21 protein-coding genes and 1 pseudogene are annotated in these 21,354 nt (G+C 36.0%); 18 read left to right on the plus strand and 4 right to left on the minus strand.

The features are described from left to right. Positions 1 to 45: 45 nt before the first annotated feature. From JFU50_RS22280 to JFU50_RS22305, 6 genes are all read left to right on the plus strand, one after another. Positions 46 to 594, plus strand: coding sequence for a GNAT family N-acetyltransferase (locus JFU50_RS22280; RefSeq protein WP_201185196.1), 549 nt, complete (start codon positions 46 to 48; stop codon positions 592 to 594). A 377-nt stretch (positions 595 to 971) separates the two neighbouring features. Continuing rightward, positions 972 to 2,429 (plus strand): CoA-acylating methylmalonate-semialdehyde dehydrogenase, encoded by a 1,458-nt coding sequence (locus JFU50_RS22285; RefSeq protein WP_201224180.1) that lies wholly within the window; start codon positions 972 to 974, stop codon positions 2,427 to 2,429. A 68-nt stretch (positions 2,430 to 2,497) separates the two neighbouring features. Beyond that, the gene (locus tag JFU50_RS22290) at positions 2,498 to 3,838 is read left to right on the plus strand and encodes an aspartate aminotransferase family protein (protein ID WP_098176458.1); all 1,341 of its coding nucleotides are present in this window, start codon (positions 2,498 to 2,500) and stop codon (positions 3,836 to 3,838) included. Positions 3,839 to 4,343: 505 nt separating this feature from the next. After that, positions 4,344 to 6,164 (plus strand): bifunctional metallophosphatase/5'-nucleotidase, encoded by a 1,821-nt coding sequence (locus JFU50_RS22295; RefSeq protein ID WP_201224182.1) that lies wholly within the window; start codon positions 4,344 to 4,346, stop codon positions 6,162 to 6,164. 471 nt (positions 6,165 to 6,635) lie between these two features. Continuing rightward, on the plus strand, positions 6,636 to 7,250 hold the full coding sequence (locus tag JFU50_RS22300) for an NUDIX hydrolase (protein ID WP_201185190.1): 615 nt from the start codon (positions 6,636 to 6,638) through the stop codon (positions 7,248 to 7,250). Between the two features lie 93 nt (positions 7,251 to 7,343). Next, positions 7,344 to 8,141: an endonuclease I family protein gene (locus tag JFU50_RS22305; RefSeq protein WP_201224184.1), complete on the plus strand. Its 798-nt coding sequence runs from the start codon at positions 7,344 to 7,346 to the stop codon at positions 8,139 to 8,141. A gap of 176 nt (positions 8,142 to 8,317) precedes the next feature. Here JFU50_RS22305 and JFU50_RS22310 read toward each other — a convergent pair whose 3' ends face one another. The 3 genes from JFU50_RS22310 to JFU50_RS22320 all read right to left on the minus strand — a co-directional run bounded on the left by JFU50_RS22310 (position 8,318) and on the right by JFU50_RS22320 (position 11,768). Then, positions 8,318 to 9,382: a lactonase family protein gene (locus tag JFU50_RS22310; RefSeq protein WP_201224186.1), complete on the minus strand. Its 1,065-nt coding sequence runs from the start codon at positions 9,380 to 9,382 to the stop codon at positions 8,318 to 8,320. A gap of 136 nt (positions 9,383 to 9,518) precedes the next feature. Beyond that, positions 9,519 to 11,288, minus strand: coding sequence for an adenine deaminase (ade, locus tag JFU50_RS22315; RefSeq protein WP_201224188.1), 1,770 nt, complete (start codon positions 11,286 to 11,288; stop codon positions 9,519 to 9,521). Between the two features lie 27 nt (positions 11,289 to 11,315). Beyond that, on the minus strand, positions 11,316 to 11,768 hold the full coding sequence (locus tag JFU50_RS22320) for a nucleoside deaminase (protein ID WP_397443434.1): 453 nt from the start codon (positions 11,766 to 11,768) through the stop codon (positions 11,316 to 11,318). Positions 11,769 to 12,033: 265 nt separating this feature from the next. Between JFU50_RS22320 and JFU50_RS22325 the strand changes: the two are divergent. Both JFU50_RS22325 and JFU50_RS22330 read left to right on the plus strand, forming a co-directional pair. Continuing rightward, positions 12,034 to 12,937 (plus strand): annotated as a pseudogene (locus JFU50_RS22325) (AEC family transporter). A 161-nt stretch (positions 12,938 to 13,098) separates the two neighbouring features. Next, positions 13,099 to 13,305: a hypothetical protein gene (locus JFU50_RS22330; RefSeq protein ID WP_201224193.1), complete on the plus strand. Its 207-nt coding sequence runs from the start codon at positions 13,099 to 13,101 to the stop codon at positions 13,303 to 13,305. Between the two features lie 370 nt (positions 13,306 to 13,675). Here the strand turns inward: JFU50_RS22330 and JFU50_RS22335 are convergent, their stop codons facing one another. Beyond that, on the minus strand, positions 13,676 to 13,816 hold the full coding sequence (locus JFU50_RS22335) for a hypothetical protein (RefSeq protein ID WP_201224195.1): 141 nt from the start codon (positions 13,814 to 13,816) through the stop codon (positions 13,676 to 13,678). A gap of 458 nt (positions 13,817 to 14,274) precedes the next feature. Between JFU50_RS22335 and JFU50_RS32025 the strand changes: the two genes are divergently transcribed. From JFU50_RS32025 to JFU50_RS31565, 10 genes are all read left to right on the plus strand, one after another. After that, positions 14,275 to 14,742, plus strand: coding sequence for a DUF421 domain-containing protein (locus tag JFU50_RS32025; RefSeq protein ID WP_201224197.1), 468 nt, complete (start codon positions 14,275 to 14,277; stop codon positions 14,740 to 14,742). Between the two features lie 500 nt (positions 14,743 to 15,242). Beyond that, positions 15,243 to 15,653, plus strand: coding sequence for a hypothetical protein (locus JFU50_RS22345; RefSeq protein ID WP_201185182.1), 411 nt, complete (start codon positions 15,243 to 15,245; stop codon positions 15,651 to 15,653). Positions 15,654 to 16,159: 506 nt separating this feature from the next. Next, positions 16,160 to 16,888: an amino acid ABC transporter ATP-binding protein gene (locus tag JFU50_RS22350; RefSeq protein WP_053346386.1), complete on the plus strand. Its 729-nt coding sequence runs from the start codon at positions 16,160 to 16,162 to the stop codon at positions 16,886 to 16,888. A gap of 22 nt (positions 16,889 to 16,910) precedes the next feature. Beyond that, the gene (locus tag JFU50_RS22355; protein WP_201224198.1) at positions 16,911 to 17,738 is read left to right on the plus strand and encodes a transporter substrate-binding domain-containing protein; all 828 of its coding nucleotides are present in this window, start codon (positions 16,911 to 16,913) and stop codon (positions 17,736 to 17,738) included. Positions 17,739 to 17,864: 126 nt separating this feature from the next. Beyond that, the gene (locus JFU50_RS22360; protein ID WP_201185179.1) at positions 17,865 to 18,503 is read left to right on the plus strand and encodes an amino acid ABC transporter permease; all 639 of its coding nucleotides are present in this window, start codon (positions 17,865 to 17,867) and stop codon (positions 18,501 to 18,503) included. A gap of 14 nt (positions 18,504 to 18,517) precedes the next feature. Beyond that, a complete protein-coding gene (locus JFU50_RS22365; RefSeq protein ID WP_201224199.1) occupies positions 18,518 to 19,168 on the plus strand; it encodes an amino acid ABC transporter permease in 651 nt (216 codons plus the stop codon). 174 nt (positions 19,169 to 19,342) lie between these two features. After that, positions 19,343 to 19,624, plus strand: coding sequence for a DUF4190 domain-containing protein (locus JFU50_RS22370; protein ID WP_201185178.1), 282 nt, complete (start codon positions 19,343 to 19,345; stop codon positions 19,622 to 19,624). A 108-nt stretch (positions 19,625 to 19,732) separates the two neighbouring features. Then, positions 19,733 to 20,053 (plus strand): type II toxin-antitoxin system HicB family antitoxin, encoded by a 321-nt coding sequence (locus tag JFU50_RS22375; RefSeq protein ID WP_201185176.1) that lies wholly within the window; start codon positions 19,733 to 19,735, stop codon positions 20,051 to 20,053. 485 nt (positions 20,054 to 20,538) lie between these two features. After that, positions 20,539 to 20,964 carry a nucleoside 2-deoxyribosyltransferase gene (locus tag JFU50_RS22380; RefSeq protein ID WP_201185174.1) on the plus strand — a complete coding sequence of 142 codons (426 nt, stop codon included), beginning with the start codon at positions 20,539 to 20,541 and terminating at the stop codon, positions 20,962 to 20,964. 117 nt (positions 20,965 to 21,081) lie between these two features. After that, complete coding sequence (locus JFU50_RS31565; protein WP_255264044.1) at positions 21,082 to 21,204, plus strand: hypothetical protein; 123 nt, start codon at positions 21,082 to 21,084, stop codon at positions 21,202 to 21,204. The last annotated feature ends 150 nt before the right edge of the window (positions 21,205 to 21,354 follow it).

Consider the following 21,354-nt stretch of genomic DNA (forward strand, 5'->3'; position numbering starts at 1 on the left):
CAATCTTGATATAATACAAATATCTAACAAGGATGGGGTGTAATCATGAAGGTGAAGGATATATATGGGCAGCTACCAACTTTAGAAACAGAACGTTTAATTATGAGGAAAATCACTATGAAGGATGCTGAAGATATGTATGCATATGCTTCCGAAAGTGAAGTATCTCGTTTTGTCACGTGGGAACCGCATCGTTCACTATCTGATACAAGAGATTTTATCCAATTCGTGTTACAGAATTATGAAGATAATAAGCTTGCTCCATGGGGAATTGAATACAAGGACAATGGTGAGTTTATTGGTACTATCGACTTTGTTTCATGGCATTTGAATCATCAAATCGCTGAAATAGGGTATGTCCTTGCTCCACAATATTGGGGAAATGGCATGATAACGGAGGCTGCCAAAAAGGTAATAGAGTTTGGTTTCGAAAATATGAATCTTGTTCGTATTCAGGCCCGCTGCTTTGTGGATAATCTTGGTTCAGAACGGGTCATGCAAAAGTCTGGAATGTCTTTTGAAGGTATTTTGCGAAAAGGTATGTTTGTTAAAGGTAAGCATGAGGACCTGAAATTATATTCAATTATTAAATGATCATACATTAATGTAAGGATTACGAAAAATCTATAAGGGTTGCTGTACTTTTAAGGGGATGGATTTATAAATGTTGAAGAAGTCAAACCAAATCTTAGGTTAGCTCACTGTTTCCGTCTATGTGAAAATTCTGGAAAACACTCATTTCCCATTTTATCAAGAATAATAAGAAAGGAAACTGACAGCCTTCAATTTGCATTTCTAGCTCTCGTAAATTTTGACGAGGAATATTCCATGGCTCTAGGAAGATATGAAATTTAAAAACAAACAAAATGTGCAAATAATCATTCAAAAACTATACAAAACGTCTAATGTAAAAAGTCCGTTTAAAAAATATAATAAAACTATGAAATCGGGTTGAAATGGAGGGTGTCTTAATGGCAGTTATTAATGATGTAGAAACGTTGAAAAATTATATAGGTGGCAAGTGGGTAGAATCCACAACGTCAAAACATGAAGAGGTGCCTAATCCGGCAACAGGAGAAGTGTTGGCGATTGTACCGCTTTCCACAAAAGAAGATGTCAATCAAGCAGTTCGGGTGGCAAAAAATGCTTATAAAGAATGGAAAAAGGTAGCTGTACCTAAAAGAGCTCGCTTCTTATTCCGCTACCAGCAATTGTTGATTGAACACTGGGATGAGCTTGCGAAGCTCGTCACCATTGAAAATGGAAAAAGCTATACAGAAGCATATGGTGAAGTTCAACGTGGCATAGAATGTGTGGAATTCGCTGCAGGTGCGCCAACCTTAATGATGGGCAGCCAGCTTCCGGATATTTCTCCGGGTATTGAATCGGGCATGTACCGTTATCCAATGGGAGTAGTAGCAGGCATTACTCCATTTAACTTCCCAATGATGGTTCCATGTTGGATGTTCCCGCTTGCGATTGCCTGTGGAAACACATTTATTCTAAAACCTTCTGAAAGAACGCCTCTTCTAGCCAACCGTCTTGTTGAGTTATTAACAGAAGCAGGTGTTCCAGATGGTGTTGTAAATATTGTCCATGGGGCACACGATGTGGTGAATGGGATATTGGAGCATGAAGACATTAAAGGAGTATCTTTTGTTGGCTCCCAGCCAGTTGCAGAGTATGTATATAAAACAGCAGCTGCTAATAAAAAACGCGTTCAGGCTTTATCAGGAGCAAAAAATCATTCAATTGTAATGCCTGATGCAGATCTGGATAATGCAGTAACCAACATTACCAACGCTGCTTTTGGATCTGCAGGTGAGCGCTGTATGGCCGCTTCAGTAGTTGTTGCAGTAGGAGAAGTGGGAGATCTGCTTGTAGAAAGATTAAAGGCAGCAGCTGATGAAATCAAGATTGGAAATGGAATGGATAAAGAAGTTTTCCTTGGCCCAGTCATTCGTGATACTCATAAAAAGAGGACGGAACAATATATTGAGATTGGTGAAAAAGAAGGGGCTGTTCTCCTTCGTGACGGTCGAAATGAAGGTGATCAGGAAAACGGCTATTATGTAGGACCAACATTATTTGATCATGTTAAAACAGATATGAAAATTTGGAAGGATGAAATTTTTGCTCCTGTTTTATCAATAGTGCGGGTTAATACACTTGAGGAAGCAATTGAATTAACTAACCAATCCGAATTTGCTAATGGTGCCTGTCTCTATACAGATAGCGCGAAAGCTGTCCGTGAATTCCGTGAAGAAATTGATGCAGGAATGCTAGGGGTGAATCTTGGTGTACCTGCTCCGATGGCATTCTTTCCATTCTCCGGCTATAAAAGCTCATTTTATGGAGACCTGCATGCAAATGGAAGAGACGGCGTAGAATTTTACACAAGGAAAAAAATGCTAACAGCAAGATACTGATATAGAAAGGAGGTCGACGCTATTTATGGTCGGCCTTCCTTTATACAATTATAAGAGGAGTGGGGATTATGCAGGTTGAAAAACAAGGTCAAGATCTTAAGACAATAGATGAAAAATATGTTTGGCATCATATGAAAGGAGCTGGACCGAATCCTGGGACAATGGTCGTTCAAAAAGGGGAAGGGGCATGGATCACGGATGTTGATGGAAATCGTTATCTTGACGGGATGTCAGGATTATGGTGTGTCAATGTTGGTTATGGACGGACAGAACTAGCAGAAGCAGCTTATGAGCAGCTGAAGGAACTTCCTTATTCTCCTTTAACAAACAGTCACATTCCCGCTATTAAGCTTGCAGAGAAGTTAAATGATTGGCTGGGAGGAGATTATGTAATTTTCTTCTCGAACAGTGGTTCAGAAGCAAATGAAACCGCTTTTAAAATTGCCCGTCAGTATCATCAGCAAAAGGGTGAACATGGACGCTATAAATTCATTTCCCGTTATCGTGCTTATCATGGAAATTCAATGGGAGCGCTTGCAGCGACTGGGCAGGCACAACGGAAGTATAAATACGAACCGCTTGCGCCAGGGTTTCTTCATGTCTCACCTCCTGATTTATACCGTAATCCAGAAGACGAAAGCGGTGAAAAAAGTGCTGCGGAAATTGATCGTGCCATAACATGGGAATTAAGTGAAACGGTAGCAGCAGTTATTATGGAACCGATTATTACTGGCGGAGGGATTCTGATGCCTCCTGATGGATATATGAAAAGGGTTAAAGAAATTTGTGAGAAAAATGGAGTTCTTCTTATTTCAGATGAGGTTATTTGCGGTTTTGGCCGTACTGGGAAGAAGTTTGGATTTATGAATTATGATGTTCAACCAGACATCATTACAATGGCAAAAGGGATTACTAGCGCTTACCTGCCGCTTTCCGCTACAGCTGTAAAACGTGAAATTTATGAAGCGTACGCTGGTTCCGAAGAATATGACCGCTTCCGACACGTAAATACATTTGGTGGCAATCCTGCTTCCTGTGCCTTGGCTTTGAAAAATATGGAGATATATGAAAATGAGAAACTAATTGAACGGTCCAAAGATTTAGGTCTTCGTTTTCTACAAGAATTAGATGAAATTAAGTCTCATCCAAATGTTGGAGATGTCCGTGGCAAAGGTTTGTTGGTTGGAATTGAACTTGTGGAAGATAAACAAACAAAACAACCGATTGATATTTCCAAAATCAATAAAGTAATTGCATCGTGCAAAAATAAAGGACTCATCATCGGCAAGAATGGTGATACCGTAGCTGGTTTCAATAATGTCCTGACGCTCGCACCTCCGTTAAGTATTACTGAAGAGGATTTTTCTTTTATTGTAATGACGGTAAAGCAAGTATTAGCTGAACTGTAATAAATATTAATAAACAGTGGGAACAGAATCTATTTTTCTTCTGTTCCTTTTTTGTATATAAAAGTATGTTAACTCCGTTCCTTGAAAAGTACTAGAGGAGTGCTGAAAAACTAGAATGCACTAAAGATTGTAGGGTTATATGATTTATATCACCAATTTATAGGAAATTCAGATGCAATCAGCGCTCTAATTTTACAGATTCTTTTTTTTCCTTAAAACCTTGGCAAATTACGAAAAAATCCCAAAGTATTTCTGATGTACTGCAGGTTTTGTTATTGTCTATCTTTAGACGGATATTGTTCTTAGACCTTGAAACTCTTATCTTTAGGGAATCAAACAAGGCATGTTTCAAGAATACGAAAACCATCACTGTTTCACATTATTTTCCTATTGTTATAGAACTTATTATTTTTTTAATTAAAGGCAATAAATAATAATATTCCTAATTTAAGATGGTTGGTTGTTCTTTAATGAACTGTAATGGTGAATAAGGGGAGGATCTGGGTTGAAGTTATCAATTTTGTGCACCTTATCTATGCTTAGTTCATTGGTAATCGTTTTATCGTTATTACCAAATAATGTGCTGGTGGCAACAGCAGAGAATGGAAACAAGCAAATCACGATTTTTCACACCAATGACATGCATGGCCATTTGCTGAATAATTCGAATCAGATTGGTATTGATATTATTACAAGTATGAAAAATATGGAGTCGAATTCTCTGCTGATTGATGCTGGGGATGCAACCCAAGGCCTTCCTTTTGCTAATTTAAGAAAAGGTAAAGATGTGATTACCTTAATGAATGCAGCTGGTTATGATGGTATGACTTTGGGGAATCATGAATTTGATTTTGGCTTGGAACAAGTGTTAAAGAATGTGGCACTTGCTAAATTTCCTGTTATCTCAGCCAACACGATATATAGGGGCAAACCACTTCTTGCAGGTATAAACGGAAATAACGGGGAGTTCTTCATTAAAGAAATTAATGGTGTAGAAGTAGGGTTCTTTGGAATTACCACTCAAGAAACCGCGTATAAAACTAACCCGAATAATGTGAAGGGAGTTACATTTGAAAATCCTATAAAAACTGCCCAAAATCAGGTCGACAAGTTAGAAAAAGCAGGAGCAGATGTTATTGTCGGTATTGTTCATTTAGGCAATGAAACTTCCAGTAAACTGAAAAGTGAAGATATTGCAATTGAAGTAGATGGAATTGATGTTATATTAGATGGTCACAGTCATACTCTCATTAATGAGCATGTGAATGGAACGTTGATTGCTCAAACCGGCAGTGCAAGTGCAAATGTAGGCAAAGTGGACATTACTCTAAAAAATGATGAAATAGTCGAAGCAAAAGAAACCTTGATATCCAAAACAGAATCTGTGACCTACAAGTCTGAAGTCGAAGTGGCTAACTTCACTAAAAAAATCAGTGAATCACAAGGTACGAGCTTTAATCAATTTTTTGGCCGAACTGAAACCCCTCTTTGGGGTGCGACAGTAAATGGGATTGCTATCGGCAGGATTAGTGAAACTAACCTAGGAGATTTGATTGCGGATTCAATGGTTTGGTCTGCTGCGTCACAGGTTAAAGAATCCAGTTATGAAAACCAGCCGATTGTCTCCTTGATAAATGGGGGAGGCATACGCGATTCGATACCTGAGGGTATTATTAACCGAGGACAAGTCATTTCAATCCTCCCTTTTGGTAATATTTTATTTCTCAAAGAAGTTAGTCCTGCTATTTTATATGATGTACTGGAAAATGGTGTTTCAAAAATAGAGAGCGTTAATCCGAAAACTGGGTTTATTACCGGTGTGGATGGAAGGTATCCACAAATTTCAGGAATGCGATTTGAATTTGATCCATCCAAAACCGCTGCCAATACGAAAGACACTACAAAGCCGTTTACAAAAGGCGAACGGGTCACTAAAATCATTTTACTTGATGCAGAAGGGTCAGATGGCGAAGTATTAAATCGTTCAGACACTACGACAAAAATCGTACTTGCTACAAATAATTTTGAAACAGCCGGTGGAGATGGCTATACAATGCTAAAAAGCCTAACTAATATTGGTGAAGGTGCTTCATTGGATATAATATTTGAAGAGTACATTACAAAGTTGACCAAAGCGGGGGATGGAGTTTTTTACTATCCGGTAAGCAAAAGAAGGTCAAGGGCAGTTACTTCTCATGTGTACTATCCTTATACTGCAGCTATTACAATCAAAAAAGGCAGAGAGATTGTCGCTAATAGTGAAGTGTGTATACGATTGATAAAGGGAAAGCATTTAAGGGGAAAACAGATGAAAAAGGGATTTTGACTATTGGTCATATCAAATCAGGACCACATTCAATAGCTCTCTCATCTAAAGGATTATCAACGTATATTTATGTAAATGATTTGATTGATTCCACAATTATGAATTCAAGTCTTGGATCTGAAGGATATGGCAATGTCAGCAGCTATCAATTTAATCAGCGCACTACCAGAAACAATAACAAGCTGAAATAAAGAGGAGGTTGCTTTTACTAGAAGCTTAGTTTGGTCGAGTCGTAAATACAGGCAGTCAAAAATATTGTTTAGCATACGGATGCTGAAAAACAACTAAAACTAAAAAGAATAGCTACCTTATTGTTTAAATGAATGATAAACATTGTACATATTAAAGATAATACAATGGAATCGTTTTCCTTGCTTAGTTATACAAGATGTTTGAAAATAGAATTATAATAAATGATTGGAGAACAAAAGATCTCATCTTTATTATTATCAGTCAAAAGAGGTGTGGGACATGAAAAATGAAGACATAACCAAAAAATTAACTTTACATAACCCCGAAATTTTAGGGAGTGGGAATTTCTCAAAGTATGCAGTGCTTTTACCTCTCTTAGAAAAAGAAGATGGCATACATGTTCTTTTTGAAGAGAGATCACACAAACTAAGAAGGCAGCCAGGGGATATTTGTTTTCCAGGCGGAAGAATCGATAAACAGGATAGTAATGAGCAGGCAGCAGCTCTCAGGGAAACACATGAAGAACTTGGTTTGAAAAAGGAAGATATATATAATGTCTTTCCGATTGATTATCTGGTTTCTCCGTTTGGGATGATTGTTTATCCCTATGCAGGATTTGTCCGTAACCATCATCAAATAACACCTAACCCTTCTGAAGTGGAAACAATTTTTACGGTACCCCTGTCTTTTTTTATGGAAAAACCGCCAGAGATCTATCATGTGAACTATAGAGTCGAACCACCCGAAAACTTCCCCCACAAATTAGTAGTTGGCGGGGAAAATTATAAATGGCAGCCTAGACAAATGGAAGAATATTTCTACTTGTATAACGGCCGAGTAATCTGGGGAATGACGGCGAAAATTCTTACCCATTTTATTGAAATTCTACGTTAGACACTTCTAAAGCACCTTTTATTCTGAATAGAAATCTATTAAACTTTAAATATGGTAAAAGTTAGGTTTAATAAAAGGCGGGGGGATGAGTGGATGAAGAATAGTTTGGAATTACTTGAAAGGGAACGAGAATTGGCATTGGCTGAACTTGTGAAATTCAGTGAAAACCGTGAATACTACGATGAAAAAAAAGATCGAAAAATTCAGGAAGAATACTATCAGGCTGGCTCTTGGGACAGAGAAAGACTGAACAACCTGCTTGTAACCACCCACAAAAACCAGCTGAACTACTCCCCACATCGTCATGTTTATCCATGGGTTGATTTACAGGAAAACGGCAAGCTGAAAAGTTTGTATTCCGGGAAAAGGATGGACCCTGTGCAGGTCATTGAGGAAGATATTCGTATCCTTGAAATCTTGACAAAAGACATTCAAACATCAAATGTTGAAAATAATATCGTTAATTGCGAACATGTCGTACCTCAATCATGGTTTAATAAAAAAGAACCGATGAGGGGGGATTTGCATCACTTATTTGCCTGTGAACCAACTTGTAACAGTAGCCGAGGGAACTATCCATATCATGACTTCAAGGATTATGTGCCTGAGGTATCATCTAGAGGTATAAAAGAGGGTTGCGGAAAGACAGAGGAAGGAAAATTCGAGCCAGAATATGGTAAAGGTATTGTGGCCAGGGCGACTCTGTATTTTTTACTCCGATATGAGGGGATCATTGATAGCGCCAATGTTAACATGGAACTATTGTTAGAATGGCATCAGCTTTTCCCAGTCAGTCTTTATGAAAAGCATAGAAACCAAGCTATATTTGAAGTGCAGGGTAACCGAAATCCATTTATTGATTTCCCAGAAATGGTGGAGGTATGGAAGTAGTTAAATAAATTTATTCATTTATTATTATCAAATTTGAAAGTCTGTCGTAAAAATAGATTAAAAAAATCAATTTTATAAATGGATATATTAGATAATAATGCATTTGTTTATTGAAAAAGAAAAGGATTGAAGCTGTAGTTTAGCTCCAATCCTTTTTTTAGGTATTACCAATAAGATTAGCCTTGAAGAAATTTCACACATACAGGGAAGGGAACTTGAACATCCTTTTGAAGTAATGTTAATTTTCCAGTGCTTTCATTCCGAGAATATAGTGTCAAGTTTCCTGATTCTTCATTAGAAGCAACAAGGAATTTCCCGCTAGGATCTATTGCAAAGTCCCGTGGCCAGTGGCCTTCGGTTGATACCAGTTCAACTAATGTAAGATTACCGGTTGCATGATTAGTTTGGAAAACAGCAATACTATCATGTCCACGGTTTGCGGCATATACGAAATGCCCATCCGCTGAAATATGAATGGCACTGCCTTGATTATTTTCACTAAAATCTTCTGGAACAGTCCGTACTGTTTGTAATTCAGAAAAGCGCCCGTTTAAGCTGTCGTAGCTTAACACAATAACTTCGGGTACTAGCTCTGCCATCACAAATGCAAATTTTCCATTAGGGTGGAAGGTCAGATGCCGGGGGCCGCTGCCGGGAGCTATTGATAGACTATTTACTTCTTCCAAGACTCCATTATGTATTTTATAGGTGATGACTTTATCAATTCCGAGATCGACTACCGCTATGAACTTTTCATCCGGTGTGAACCCTGCAAAGTGTGTATGTGCTTTTTCCTGACGATCCTTATTCGGTCCTTTTCCTTCATGGCGGATAGTGGATGATACAGGTAGGGGGGTCGCATCTTTCTGAAGTTGATAAGCTTCAATAATGCCGTCTCCGTAATTGGAAGTAACTAAAATGTGTTTCTCGCTATCAATACTGATATGGCAAGAAGACCCATTAGGTGTAAGTTGTTTGCCTAGGTAAGTAAGATCGCTTGAATCTTCATTGATGGAGTAGGCAGAAACACCGCCGCTTCCTGCTTCCTTTAATATGGCATATAGATGCTTATTGTCTTCGCTAATTGTGATATATGTTGGATCGGTTAATTCTGCTGCAAGTACAGGTGTACTTATTTTTCCTTCAACTGTATCGAGAGTAAAACGATAAATGCCCTTACTGTTTCCTTTTGTGTATGTTCCTATATATCCTATAATGGTTTGTTGATTCTGTTTTACCATATTTATCCCCTCCAAGAAAGATTTGAGTTTATTTTAACATAGAAAGCACATATATACCTTTTTCCCGGTTTAAGTGGAGTTGGAACCTTTATTATGTAAAAGTTTTTAAATGAATAAAAATCCCCCTTTTAGGGGATTAATTAATTTCCATTCTATTGACTGGTAAAACTGCATCGATAGAGATGTGCATAAAAGAGGAGACCGAAAATAAGCCTTGGTCTGTCAGTTTAATTTCCGGGATAACAGGAAGTGCTAAAAAGGCGAGAGTCAGGAAAGGATTGAAATGGCGATTAGCACCGAGTGTTAATAACGCCTCGTCGATCCTTTTTAAGGAATCAACAACTTCATTATAAGTACCTGTGCTCATTAATCCGGAAATAGGGAGAGGAAGGGAAGCAAGTGTTCTTCCATCTTGGATTACGACTAATCCACCCTGCATCTTTTTAATTTCCGTTGCTGCTATGAGCATATCCTGATCATTCGTGCCCGCAATGATTAAATTATGTGAATCATGGGCGACTGTCGTGGCAATCGCACCTGATTGCAAGCCAAGTCCTTTGACAATTCCGAGCCCTATTTGTTTTGTCACATGATGCCGTTCAATAACTGCGAGCTTAATGTGATCATTTCGTTCAGAAAATTGGAATAGGCCATTATTTAGATAAACCGGTTCAATTAGGTGCTTTGTAATCAAGCTGTTTGGTGTTATTTCAATAATATTAGCCAATTTATTTTTGAGCTGAATGGATAAATCTTTCTCTGTTATATTATGAAGGTTTACAGAATGTTTTAAATCATTTTCCATAATACATTCCTTGCTTTCCGGAAAGTTTATTAGTTGATTATTTTGTACAATAAGATTTCCATCTTTAAATACGGAGTGAATTTGGAGAGAAACAAGATCATCAAATAGAAGAAAGTCTGCCCTATATCCAGGTGCAATTGCCCCGTGTTCCTTTAACCCAAAGCATTCGGCCGCGTTAATGGTCGCCATTTGAATTGCAGTCAGAGGGGGAATGCCATTTTCTATGGAAAGTCGAACGTTATGGTCAATGCTTCCTTCTGACACAATATCATCCAGATGTCGGTCATCTGTGACAAATAAACAACGACGGGAATTTCTCTCGTTTATGGCTGGAACCAGGTTTATTAAGTCTTTTGCAACAGTGCCCTCCCTGATCATAAGATACATTCCTTTACGAAGTCTCTCTTTTGCCTCTTTTGCTGTTGTGCATTCATGATCGGTTTTAATACCTGCAGACATATAAACATTGAGCTGTTGTTCGGTTAAGCCCGCGGCGTGGCCATCAATGTTTTTGCCATGTTTTATTGCATCGTTTAATTTTTGCAGCATATCCTCTTCTGTATTGGAGACGGCTGGAAAATTCATCACTTCGGCTAAACCAAGCACCCTTGGATTTTGATAGAATGGAGTTAGATCTTCGTTATTTAAGACAGCACCTGAATGTTCGAATTTTGTCGCCGGTACACAAGATGGCATCATAAAGTAGAAGTCAAAAGGAAGGTCATTGGATTGTTCGATCATGTATTGAATGCCCTTTGTTCCTGAAACGTTGGCAATTTCATGCGGATCTGCAACAATACAGGTCACTCCATGTAAAAGCAGTATTTTTGCTAGTTCAGAAGGACGAACCATTGAGGATTCAATATGGACATGACCATCGATAAAGGTGGGTGAAACATATTTACCAGCGGCTTCAATTTCTGATTTGCCCTCGTAACTTCCAATACCGGCAAAAAAACCGTCCACGATTGCGATGTCGCCAGTATAGGTATCACCATTAAATACATCAATAATCCGACCATTTTTAATGATGCAATCAGCAGGCTTTCTTCCTGACGCAACGTCGATTCTCCTTTGAAGCAAACTTTTTTCCATTATCATACCCTCCTTTTCAAAAAAACTTTCCGATTAGTATTTCACTTTTTTCGAATATGTCTCCCATGTACGGAAAGGTAAATCATGGTTATTGAAAGGTATTTGCTGCATTTTAATAGAACGGTTCTCCATTGGTAGGGCGAGTTCTTGGTATATAAAATGATCATCGAAGCCGATACAGGCAGCATCCTCTTTTGTACAAGCGTAATAAATCACTTTTGGACGGGCCCAATAAAGAGCACCGATACACATTGGGCACGGTTCGCAGCTTGTGTATATTTCACAATCAGTAAGCTGGTAACTGTTAAGATTTCTGCAAGCATCACGAATCGCTTGTACTTCAGCATGAGCGGTCGGATCATTGGCTGTTGTCACATTATTACAACCTCTTCCAACAATCACGCCATCTTTTACAATAATAGCCCCAAATGGTCCTCCGTTCTTTGCCAATACATTTTCATATGCAAGTTGAACTGCCATCTCCATGAATTTTACATCCAATTAAAACACCCCTTAAAATATTTTTGATAAACAGTAAAGAGTTTGTGTGATATTTCATGACGTAAATACAATAAATAATATACCATATATGGATAAAAGTTGAATAATATTTTCAGAAAATAATGAAAAATACTTTTGTGTTAGTAAATATAACGTCGATAATATTAAAATTATTGAGAAGTATTTTTACAAATTATTTTAAAACTGATATTGTTAGAAGAAAATCATTAAGATTATGAAGGTGAAATGTATGGGGTTTTTGGGAGTTCTTTTACCGATATTCGGTATTTTTGTTTTAGGGTTCGTCGGTCAAAAAAAGTTTCAACTTGATACAAAATCCATTTCGACGGCGACATTATATTTAATGTCACCTTTTCTTGTGTTCCGTACGTTTTATACAGCTGAATTTAATGTTAATTATTTTTATCTGTTTTTATTCACGATTGTACTCTGTCTTTCTCTTATTTTAGTTGTCTATATCATTTCGTTTTTTCGTAATTATACAGTAACGGAAACGAGTGGGATGATCTTAGCGTCCGCATTCATGAATAATGGAAATTACGGAACACCAGTCATTTTCCTTCTATTTGGAGCAGACAGGACTTGATTATGCCATCATTCTAATGGTAGGCCAGCAGTTAGTCATGTGTACAATAGGTATATATTTTGCTGCAAAGGGAAGTCCGGAAGGTAACGGAGTACATTCTGCACTTAAAGCTGTGTGTAGGATGCCGATTGTGTACGGAGCAATTGCAGGTGTAGTTTTTAAGTTTGTGAACATTCCTTTAAGCAATTCGGTTATGGAAGCCGTCAACCTTGTTGCAAATGCGGCAATTCCGACAATTATGATTACACTTGGAATGCAGCTTGCCAACATCTCACTAAAAAAAATCGCGCTACAAAAGCTCTCTATCTCGTTGCTGGTAAAGCTTGCTATATCTCCAGCCATTGCTTTCCTATTATCACTTGCTTTGCCGGTAGATGATATGGTCAGGCATATTATGATTATCGTAGCTGCTATGCCGACGGCAGCTAACACCACGATGTACGCGCTCCAATTTAATACGGAGCCTGAATTTGTATCAAGTGCCACGTTCATTAGTACATCCTTAAGTTTGATTACGCTTCCTATCGTCTTTTTCTTTGTATTATAGATTAATATTTTAATATTTATGAAAATTAATTAGGAAACATTAGTTTATTATGAAACTTAAAATCTTTCCGTACCTACAAAAAAACAAACCGAAATATTACTTTGATTATTACAGGGATTTTGTCCCAAATTATATCGGTTTTTATTACTCTTGAAGTATTAATGACTGTTGAAAAAAATAGCAAATTCAGAAGTGAGCTTCAAGCTTTATTCGCTATGAATACGTATATATATAGTACAGCCATTTCTTATTTTGTGGCAGAATATTCTTGGAGCTTCTTTTTCTCTGCAATAGGAATTGTATTTGATATTTTATCGGCGAAAAAGGCGTCAAGATTAAATCTGATTAAACCTCTTGGCCATGAATAAGATGTGTGAAAAACTTGTACATGAATAAACTGTACAAGTTTTTTTACATTGCAAAAGTGTATAAGGATAATTACTTATTATGCAATAAGAGATACGTGGATAAAAAGCAATGCATCCATCCAAGTAGATGAAAAAAAACAAAAACCCTAATAAATAAATACCCATCAAAAAGAAATTAAGAACGATAATAGATGATAGATAAGTGGGTGAGTACAGTTTTTTCTCTTTAGTTAGCATCAAGTTAACCATCCTTTCGAAATGTTAATTTTACTATAAAGGGATTTCAGAAAAGGTTGCCCAATGACTATTTTTCTCTTTGTATAGGTGGGAATCGTTAGAAAGATATACTTAATGTTGTAAAACCGCATTTTCAGAACGGTACCCCAATTAGCGCAATTAGGAGAAGACCTGCAGCGATTCCGATAAAGACTGGATTAATCATAACTGCAAGATTCAAGAGAATAACGCTTAATAAGGATGGGGTAATTGCCAATGGAAAATGCTTCTTCATATTTCACAATATTTTTGCGAAAACCAAATAATAGATGGTGAATAAAGACGTAAAGATCAGTCAATAATAGGGAACGAAAAATAGCTAAGAGATCTGATTTAAAGTTATGGGTAGGAAAGAATAGAAAAGGCCTAAGTTAGGAAAGTTACTTAATAATTGTAACGGTATTACTCTGTCTGAACTTAGTAGCGGCAAGGGTAAATAGAAATAGCATTAGTAGAACAACTCAAACTAAGGAATTAAGCTGTCTATGACAAATGCAGCTATTATCAATCATAAGGCTTTGAAAAAAATGGACATAATAATTATGATGGTTTATAGAGCAAATAAAGTGAGTGGATTTTTTTATATATGGAAGGAGAAAACCACGAAAAGTATACGGGTTTAATTTAGATCTGTTGTATTTATTGGAATAAGAAATCTCAATGAAATTTGAAACATACTAAAAGGAGCTTTTCATGGAAGACTTAATGCAACCAATTATTCGTACAGGTATTTCCTATATAGTCTTACTTGTTTTTACATACTTGTTTGGTAAACGCATGAATTCCCAACTAAATTATTATAGTTTTGCTTTATCCGTAACAGTTGGCTCCTATATTGCAAATATGGGATTTGATACAAACCTTAAATTTTTTCCAACACTCGCTTCTTTTCTAACACTGATTTTTATCTTTTTTCTATCTTCTATTTTTTCTTTCAAACAAAGAGGTTTTCGAAAATACTTATCAGGACAGCCTATTATTATTATTGAAAAAGGGGAAATCAATGAGTTCAACATGAGAAAAGCTAAATATTCTATCGATGATTTAAAACAGCAAATCAGGGAACAAGGGGTATTTAAGATAGATCAAATTGAAACAGCAATACTCGAAGTTAGTGGTAAACTTTCGATTCAAAAAAAGAAGAATACCAACCATTATTGAAGAAAGATAAAGATCTATTATCTTCCGAAATTCCCATTGAACTCATATTTAATGGTGTAATTATTACAAAAAATTTAACCTCTGTCTACAACAAAGAATGGGTTATGAAACAATGCAAAGATCGCAAAATAACGGCTAAGGATGTTCGATATGGAGTCGTCGGCAGGAATGGAGTTTTTTATGTAATGAATTGATAGGAGATAATTATGCGGCATTCAGGATATTTTAACACCACAAGATTCATAAAATCCTATATGCTAATTTAACTTCAAAAATAAAAAAAGAAAACTTCCTGGAGAAGTTTGGAATGATGCAGGATCTTGTTACAGGATGCGTAGCTATAGTGTATTGGAATGATTCAACTAAAGAAAAATCGGGCAGTCTGGCATGTGGAATTTAGCATAAAATCTTAAAGCTGAGCTTACTTTTTTTATTTTCTGCGCTGACTAGTTTATAATTTTCTATACAATTATTTTTAAAAAAACTGGGGAGGAGATTTTGTGTTTCAGACTAAAATCCAACTAGCTAATCCTGACAAAATTGATTCCGTTTTAAAAGAAATTGTTCAAAACTCCTATGAAGAGGTGCGGGAAGAAAGACTTCTGCTATGTATGGAATGTGGAGATGTGGATCTTTATATCGCCGCTTCAAATCATGAAGAACTTCAAGATGCGATTAACGAAAATTTTGAAATTGATGAATGTGGTGAAATCATAAAGTTAGAAGAACACCAACAACTTATGGATGATCTATACGAGTATTTCTTAAAGCTGCATAAGGAAAGTAATTTGTTTGATTTTTTTCCTGCAGGTTATTATATTGTGGATGGGGAAAGTCGTGAATCGGAAACGGATATGTTGGGACCAAAAGGTCTATTTTCAGCGCCGTTTGAAGATGCTATAAAGGAATAAAAAAGACGGCGTATTGCTGTCTTTTTTATTGGTCTACTTGTTTTATTAACATTTGCTGTCTTCCGCTAAAACGTACGTACCACTGACTGGTATTTTGGGAAATAAATACTTTTTTTGATTATGGAGGAAAAAAACGAGTGGTAAAATGGACCTAATTAGGTGAAATTTATGAAATATAGCAATAATATCATGAAACACAATGAGGTTTTTAACAATTTTAAGTTTATATGGTAATTTTAAGAAGTATTAGATATAATAAAAATGTAATGATAGAATATGATATTTAAATTACTAGTTTAATATAGCTTTAATAATCGTCTTATATATTTTCATCGTTTCAAGGGAAATAATAGAAGATGAAGTTTTAACTTATGATTTCAGATAGATATTAAAAAGAAGATTTTTTACCCAACAGATTGCAACTTTATATATTTAGAATTCTGATTATTATTAATTTTCGGACTTTAATCACTTTTACATATCTTATAGGCTTAGGGAGGTTAATTATGATTGTTTTTGATCAAGTTAATAAGTATTATGGTGATTTTCATGTTTTGAAAAATATTAATCTTACAATTAACAAAGGGGAAGTAGTTGTTGTCATTGGTCCATCCGGTTCTGGAAAAAGTACACTGCTTCGTTGTATTAATCGCTTAGAAACGATATCAGAAGGTTCACTTTCGGTTAACGGTTTGAATGTAGCGGATAAAAAAACAGATATAAACAAGCTGCGCCGAAATATTGGTATGGTTTTTCAACATTTTCATCTCTATCCTCATAAAACCGTGCTTGAGAATATCATGCTTGCTCCTAAGAAGGTTTTAGGACAAACAGATGCTGAAGCGAAAAAAATCGCGCAAAAGTATTTGGAAAAGGTGGGAATTGCAGATAAAGCAAATTCTTTTCCTTCGCAGCTTTCAGGTGGACAGCAGCAGCGGGTAGCCATTGCCAGAGGCTTGGCTATGGGACCGGAAATCATGTTGTTTGATGAACCAACCTCAGCCTTGGATCCAGAAATGATTGGCGAGGTACTGGATGTAATGAAGGCACTTGCCCATGAAGGAATGACGATGGTCGTAGTAACGCACGAAATGGGATTTGCCCGTGAAGTCGCAGATCGAATCGTTTTCATGGACGAGGGCAAGGTTTTAGAAGAGGCAATACCGGCTGAGTTTTACGCAAATCCTCGTGAAGAGAGGGCTCGATTATTTCTTAGCCGTATATTAAATCATTAAATAAAAAACAGGGGTGAATAACATGTTGAAGAAAAAAAAGTGGTTGCAATTATCATTGCTTTCAGTACTGGCTGTAATTTTATTAGCTGGCTGTGGCGGGGACAAAGTGTCCAATAATGGTAAAGAAAGCGGAAGCAAAGACAAAGATAAAGACGTTCTAACACAGGTAAAGGATAATGATAAGATTGTTTTCGGCGTAAAAAATGATACACGGTTATTCGGCTTGAAAAACCCGAGTACAGGTGAGGTAGAAGGCTTTGATATTGATATTGCTAAAGCTCTTGCAGCTGAGATTCTTGGTGACGAAAAGAAAGTTGAATTCAAAGAAGTAACTTCGAAAACAAGAATGGCATTATTGAATAATGGAGATATCGATGCGATTGTAGCTACTATGACAATCACAGATGATCGAAAAAAAGAAGTTGATTTCACTGATGTATACTTTGATGCTGGACAATCTTTACTTGTTAAAAAAGGAAGCGATATTAAAGGTATTGATAGTTTAGAAGGTAAAAAGGTATTGGCTGTAAAAGGTTCTACTTCAGCCATAAATATCCGTGAAAAAGCTCCTGACGCACAAGTACTGGAATTTGAAAACTATTCTGAAGCATTTGCTGCACTTAAGTCTGGCCAAGGCGAAGCCTTAACTACAGATGATTCCATCCTTTATGGAATGGCAGATGAAGATCCGAATTATGAGCTTGTTGGTGGTACATTTACAGACGAACCTTATGGAATTGCTGTTAAAAAAGGAAATGAAAACTTTGTGGCTGAATTGAATAAGGCACTTAAATCTCTTAAAGATTCAGGCAAGTATGATGAAATCCATGATAAATGGATTAAACATTAATACATTTACCTTTTAAAAAGGTGAATAAGTTTAAATTGGATTTTTATAATAATTCTGAAGTTTAAACATTGTCATCTGTCAGGATGAGCAAATTACTCATCCTGATTAGTTAGGGGAGTGTATGCCGTGCTTGATTTCTCCATTTTAACAGAGAATCTAGATATGTATTTAGTAGGCTTCAAAAATACAATCATGTCGAGTTTGATAGCGTTGGTAGCGAGTTTGATTCTTGGTGTGCTTGTTGCTATTATGCGGATAGCCCCGCTAAAGCCACTAAACTGGTTTGGAACCGCCTATGTCGAGATTATTCGAAATATTCCGTTATTGATTATTACATTTTTCTTCTTTTTAGGTCTTAAATTAAGTGGAATATACGCAGGAACCTTAGCCTTAACTATTTATACGTCATCTTTTATAGCAGAAGCCATTCGAGCTGGTATACTTTCTGTACCAAAGGGCCAAATGGAAGCTGCGCGTTCATCAGGACTGACTTATGGGCAGGCAATGAGACTTGTCATTCTGCCACAAGCAGTAAAAATAGTTATTCCCCCGCTCGGAAACCAATTTATCAATCTTGTTAAAAATTCTTCCATTTTAGCCGTGGTTGCTGGGCTTGATCTTATGTACCATGGTGATTTGATTTCTTCAAGGACATTTATTGTATTCGATGTCTATATTTTCGTCGCAGCTTTTTACTTAATTCTTACCATTCCTTTAAGTCTTGGCGTTGGTTATTTAGAAAAACGTCTGGCTAAGAGTAATTGAGGGAGGTATAAGACATGGATTTTGCAGGTGCCTATACACCAGATAATATCAAATTTTTATTAGAAGGTTTTTGGGTAACAATACAGGTGGCCTTTGTATCTATTATTTTGAGTTTCATTATTGGTGGGCTTGTGGGAATAATCCGGTATGCAAAAGTGCCAGTGTTATCACAAATATTAGCAATGATTGTGGAAACAGTACGTAATTTACCATTGCTATTAATTATATTTTTTACGTATTTTGCTTTACCAGAGGTACGAATAAAATTAGAGATCATTCCGGTCGCTATCGTTGCCTTGACAATTTTTGAGTCAGCCATGCTTTCTGAGGTAATTCGAAGTGGATTAAAATCCGTTGATAAAGGCCAAATGGAGGCTGCGCGTTCATCAGGTTTGAGCTATGTACAGGCATTGATACATATCATCCTCCCTCAGGCTTTGCGCCGCATGGTACCTCCTATTGTCAGTCAATTTATATCTTTATTAAAGGATACCTCTTTAGCGGTTGTTATATCATTACCGGAGCTAACTCATCATGGCCAAATTATTTATGGGCAAAGTCAAAAATTTTTAATACCAATTTTAATTCTCGTTGCTCTCATGTATTTCGTCGTTAATTATAGTTTGTCTATAGTAGCACAGAGACTTGAATTGAAACGAACTTAAAAAATCCGACTCATTATTTGAGTCGGTTTTTTTAACATTCATGTTTTATTTGGAGGATTCAATCCACTCAATTGGCATTGTATCAAAAAGTAGTTTGTAATGAATTACTCAATAAATGAATCTTTTACTGACATAAACCGTATATATAAGTAAAAAAGAAAGTAGGTGGAATAATTGTCTGAAATTAAACAAAGTAATAGTAAAGCAATTGTATCATTAATTATGGGGATTTTATCTCTTCTTATTCCATTCATCGGAATTATATTAGGTATTCTAGGTTTGATTTTTGCTTCAAAGAGTAAAAAAGAAATGGCCCAATCGGGGGAATCTGGAAATGGTTTGGTGACTGCTGGTAAAATATGTAGTATTATCGGAATAATCCTAAATGTGATTATGATTCTTATTTTTCTAGTGTTATTTTTTTTCACAGTAAATACGGACAGTATGGTTTATTAAATTTCAAATGCAAACTTGACAAAGAAAAATAAGTTGAAACTATTTTAGGTGGAATTTTGTGCTATAATTAACATAAAAACCTAAAGATTCATAGGAGGGATGATATTTTTGACCGTTCAGATCTATGAGTATCCAGCCGTTTTTTATTACGAAAAACACCCCTTAATATTAGACTCATTTTCCGTTCAAGTTTGTTTTCCAGATTTTAAGCGAAATGGATTTATCTCAACCGTTAGCGGCAGAAATCGGGTCGAAGCTTTAGCTTGTGCTCAAGAACTGTTAGAATCCATGGTCGAACATTTTATTCACGACAAAAAAACAATCCCTGATGCCAGTGAAATGGAAAAAGTGAATTTAGATAGAGGTATTAATATATGCGAGGCTGCTCCATTTCGCATTGAAATAGAAAATATCATATATGAGAAATAAAAAAACCTTGCCTGGTAGAAGACAAGGTTTTTTGTTTGATAATAATAACATCTATGAGTCCTTTAGAAGTTGTAAAAACGGAAGGTATGTAAAAACCGTTACAAAGATATTGGGTCTTGTATTTTCGAGCCTAAAAAGGCTTACTTGTTTCGCAAAACCAGGAAAACAATGATAGCAAATGAAGAGATATAAGATGAGACCTTTTTTCCTGAAGGCATGGAGAGCCATCCGATTATTGAGTTATAGTATGGGAGCAAAGGGGAAAGAGACTATTGAAAACAAAACCATCATTACCTATAGAGGAATGATGGTTTTGTTTTTTAAAATTAAATAAAACCATGAAAAACAAATACTTAAAGAAATAATCCTTATTTATTAAAATTAATATTTTTTTGGAAAGGATATTGCGTTCTCTATAACGAATATGTATAGTAAAGGTAATCTAGGTAAAAAGTATCAATAGTTAAAGATTTGGAGGTATATGAATGAAATATTATATAGCATCAGACGAAAAAAATTTGAAGCAAGTTAGATCGTTGATAAAGAAATTGAATGCCAAGGGATTTACATGTGTAAATGACTGGAATTTAATCGAGAACGACGATAAACAAGGAGTTATAGATAGTATAGGGGAGTACGAAAAAAAGGGAATTGAGGATGCAGATTTTATGCTAATTTTTCTTACTGCAGGTAAAGGAAATCTTTATGAGCTTGGATATGCTTTGTCTTTAAATAAGAAAATTGTTGTATATTCTCCAGAGAAAGACAATTACCACATTAATAAAAAATCAATTTTCCATAATCTACCCGGTGTAACTATCTGTAGTGGAACGTTATATAAGCTTGTTAAATTGATAAATACGCTTTCTTCACAAGGAGTAGATGAAACAAGTTCACTGCACCTTAAATAAATCTCAAATGTAGAAATAGGTAAAGATACCCTCAAATAAAATATCTTTTGAACGTAATGTTTAATATATTAAACATGAGGGTAAAAATTACTTAAACTAAAAGGGAGGCAGACTGTTTTGGCTATTATAGATATCGACCAATTGTTGCTAGCTACAGAAGAGATTGCCGAAGAGTCAGTTCCATTCCATCTCTATACATTTGACATTGATCAATTATTAGATAAAACGGATAACTGGTAAAGTAAAGCATGCCTAGAGGATATGCTTCTTTTCTGTGGGAAAATTAACCTGATTACCATTATAAAAAGAAATATAAAGTAATCAGGCAATGAAGTTCATATTAAGAAGTGGGAAAAAAATTAAAAATGGCGCCCTTTAACGAATCCTAAA

Origin of the sequence: Peribacillus sp. TH14 (genome assembly GCF_016651145.1) — a bacterium.
GTDB classification, from domain to species: Bacteria; Bacillota; Bacilli; order Bacillales; family DSM-1321; genus Peribacillus; species Peribacillus butanolivorans.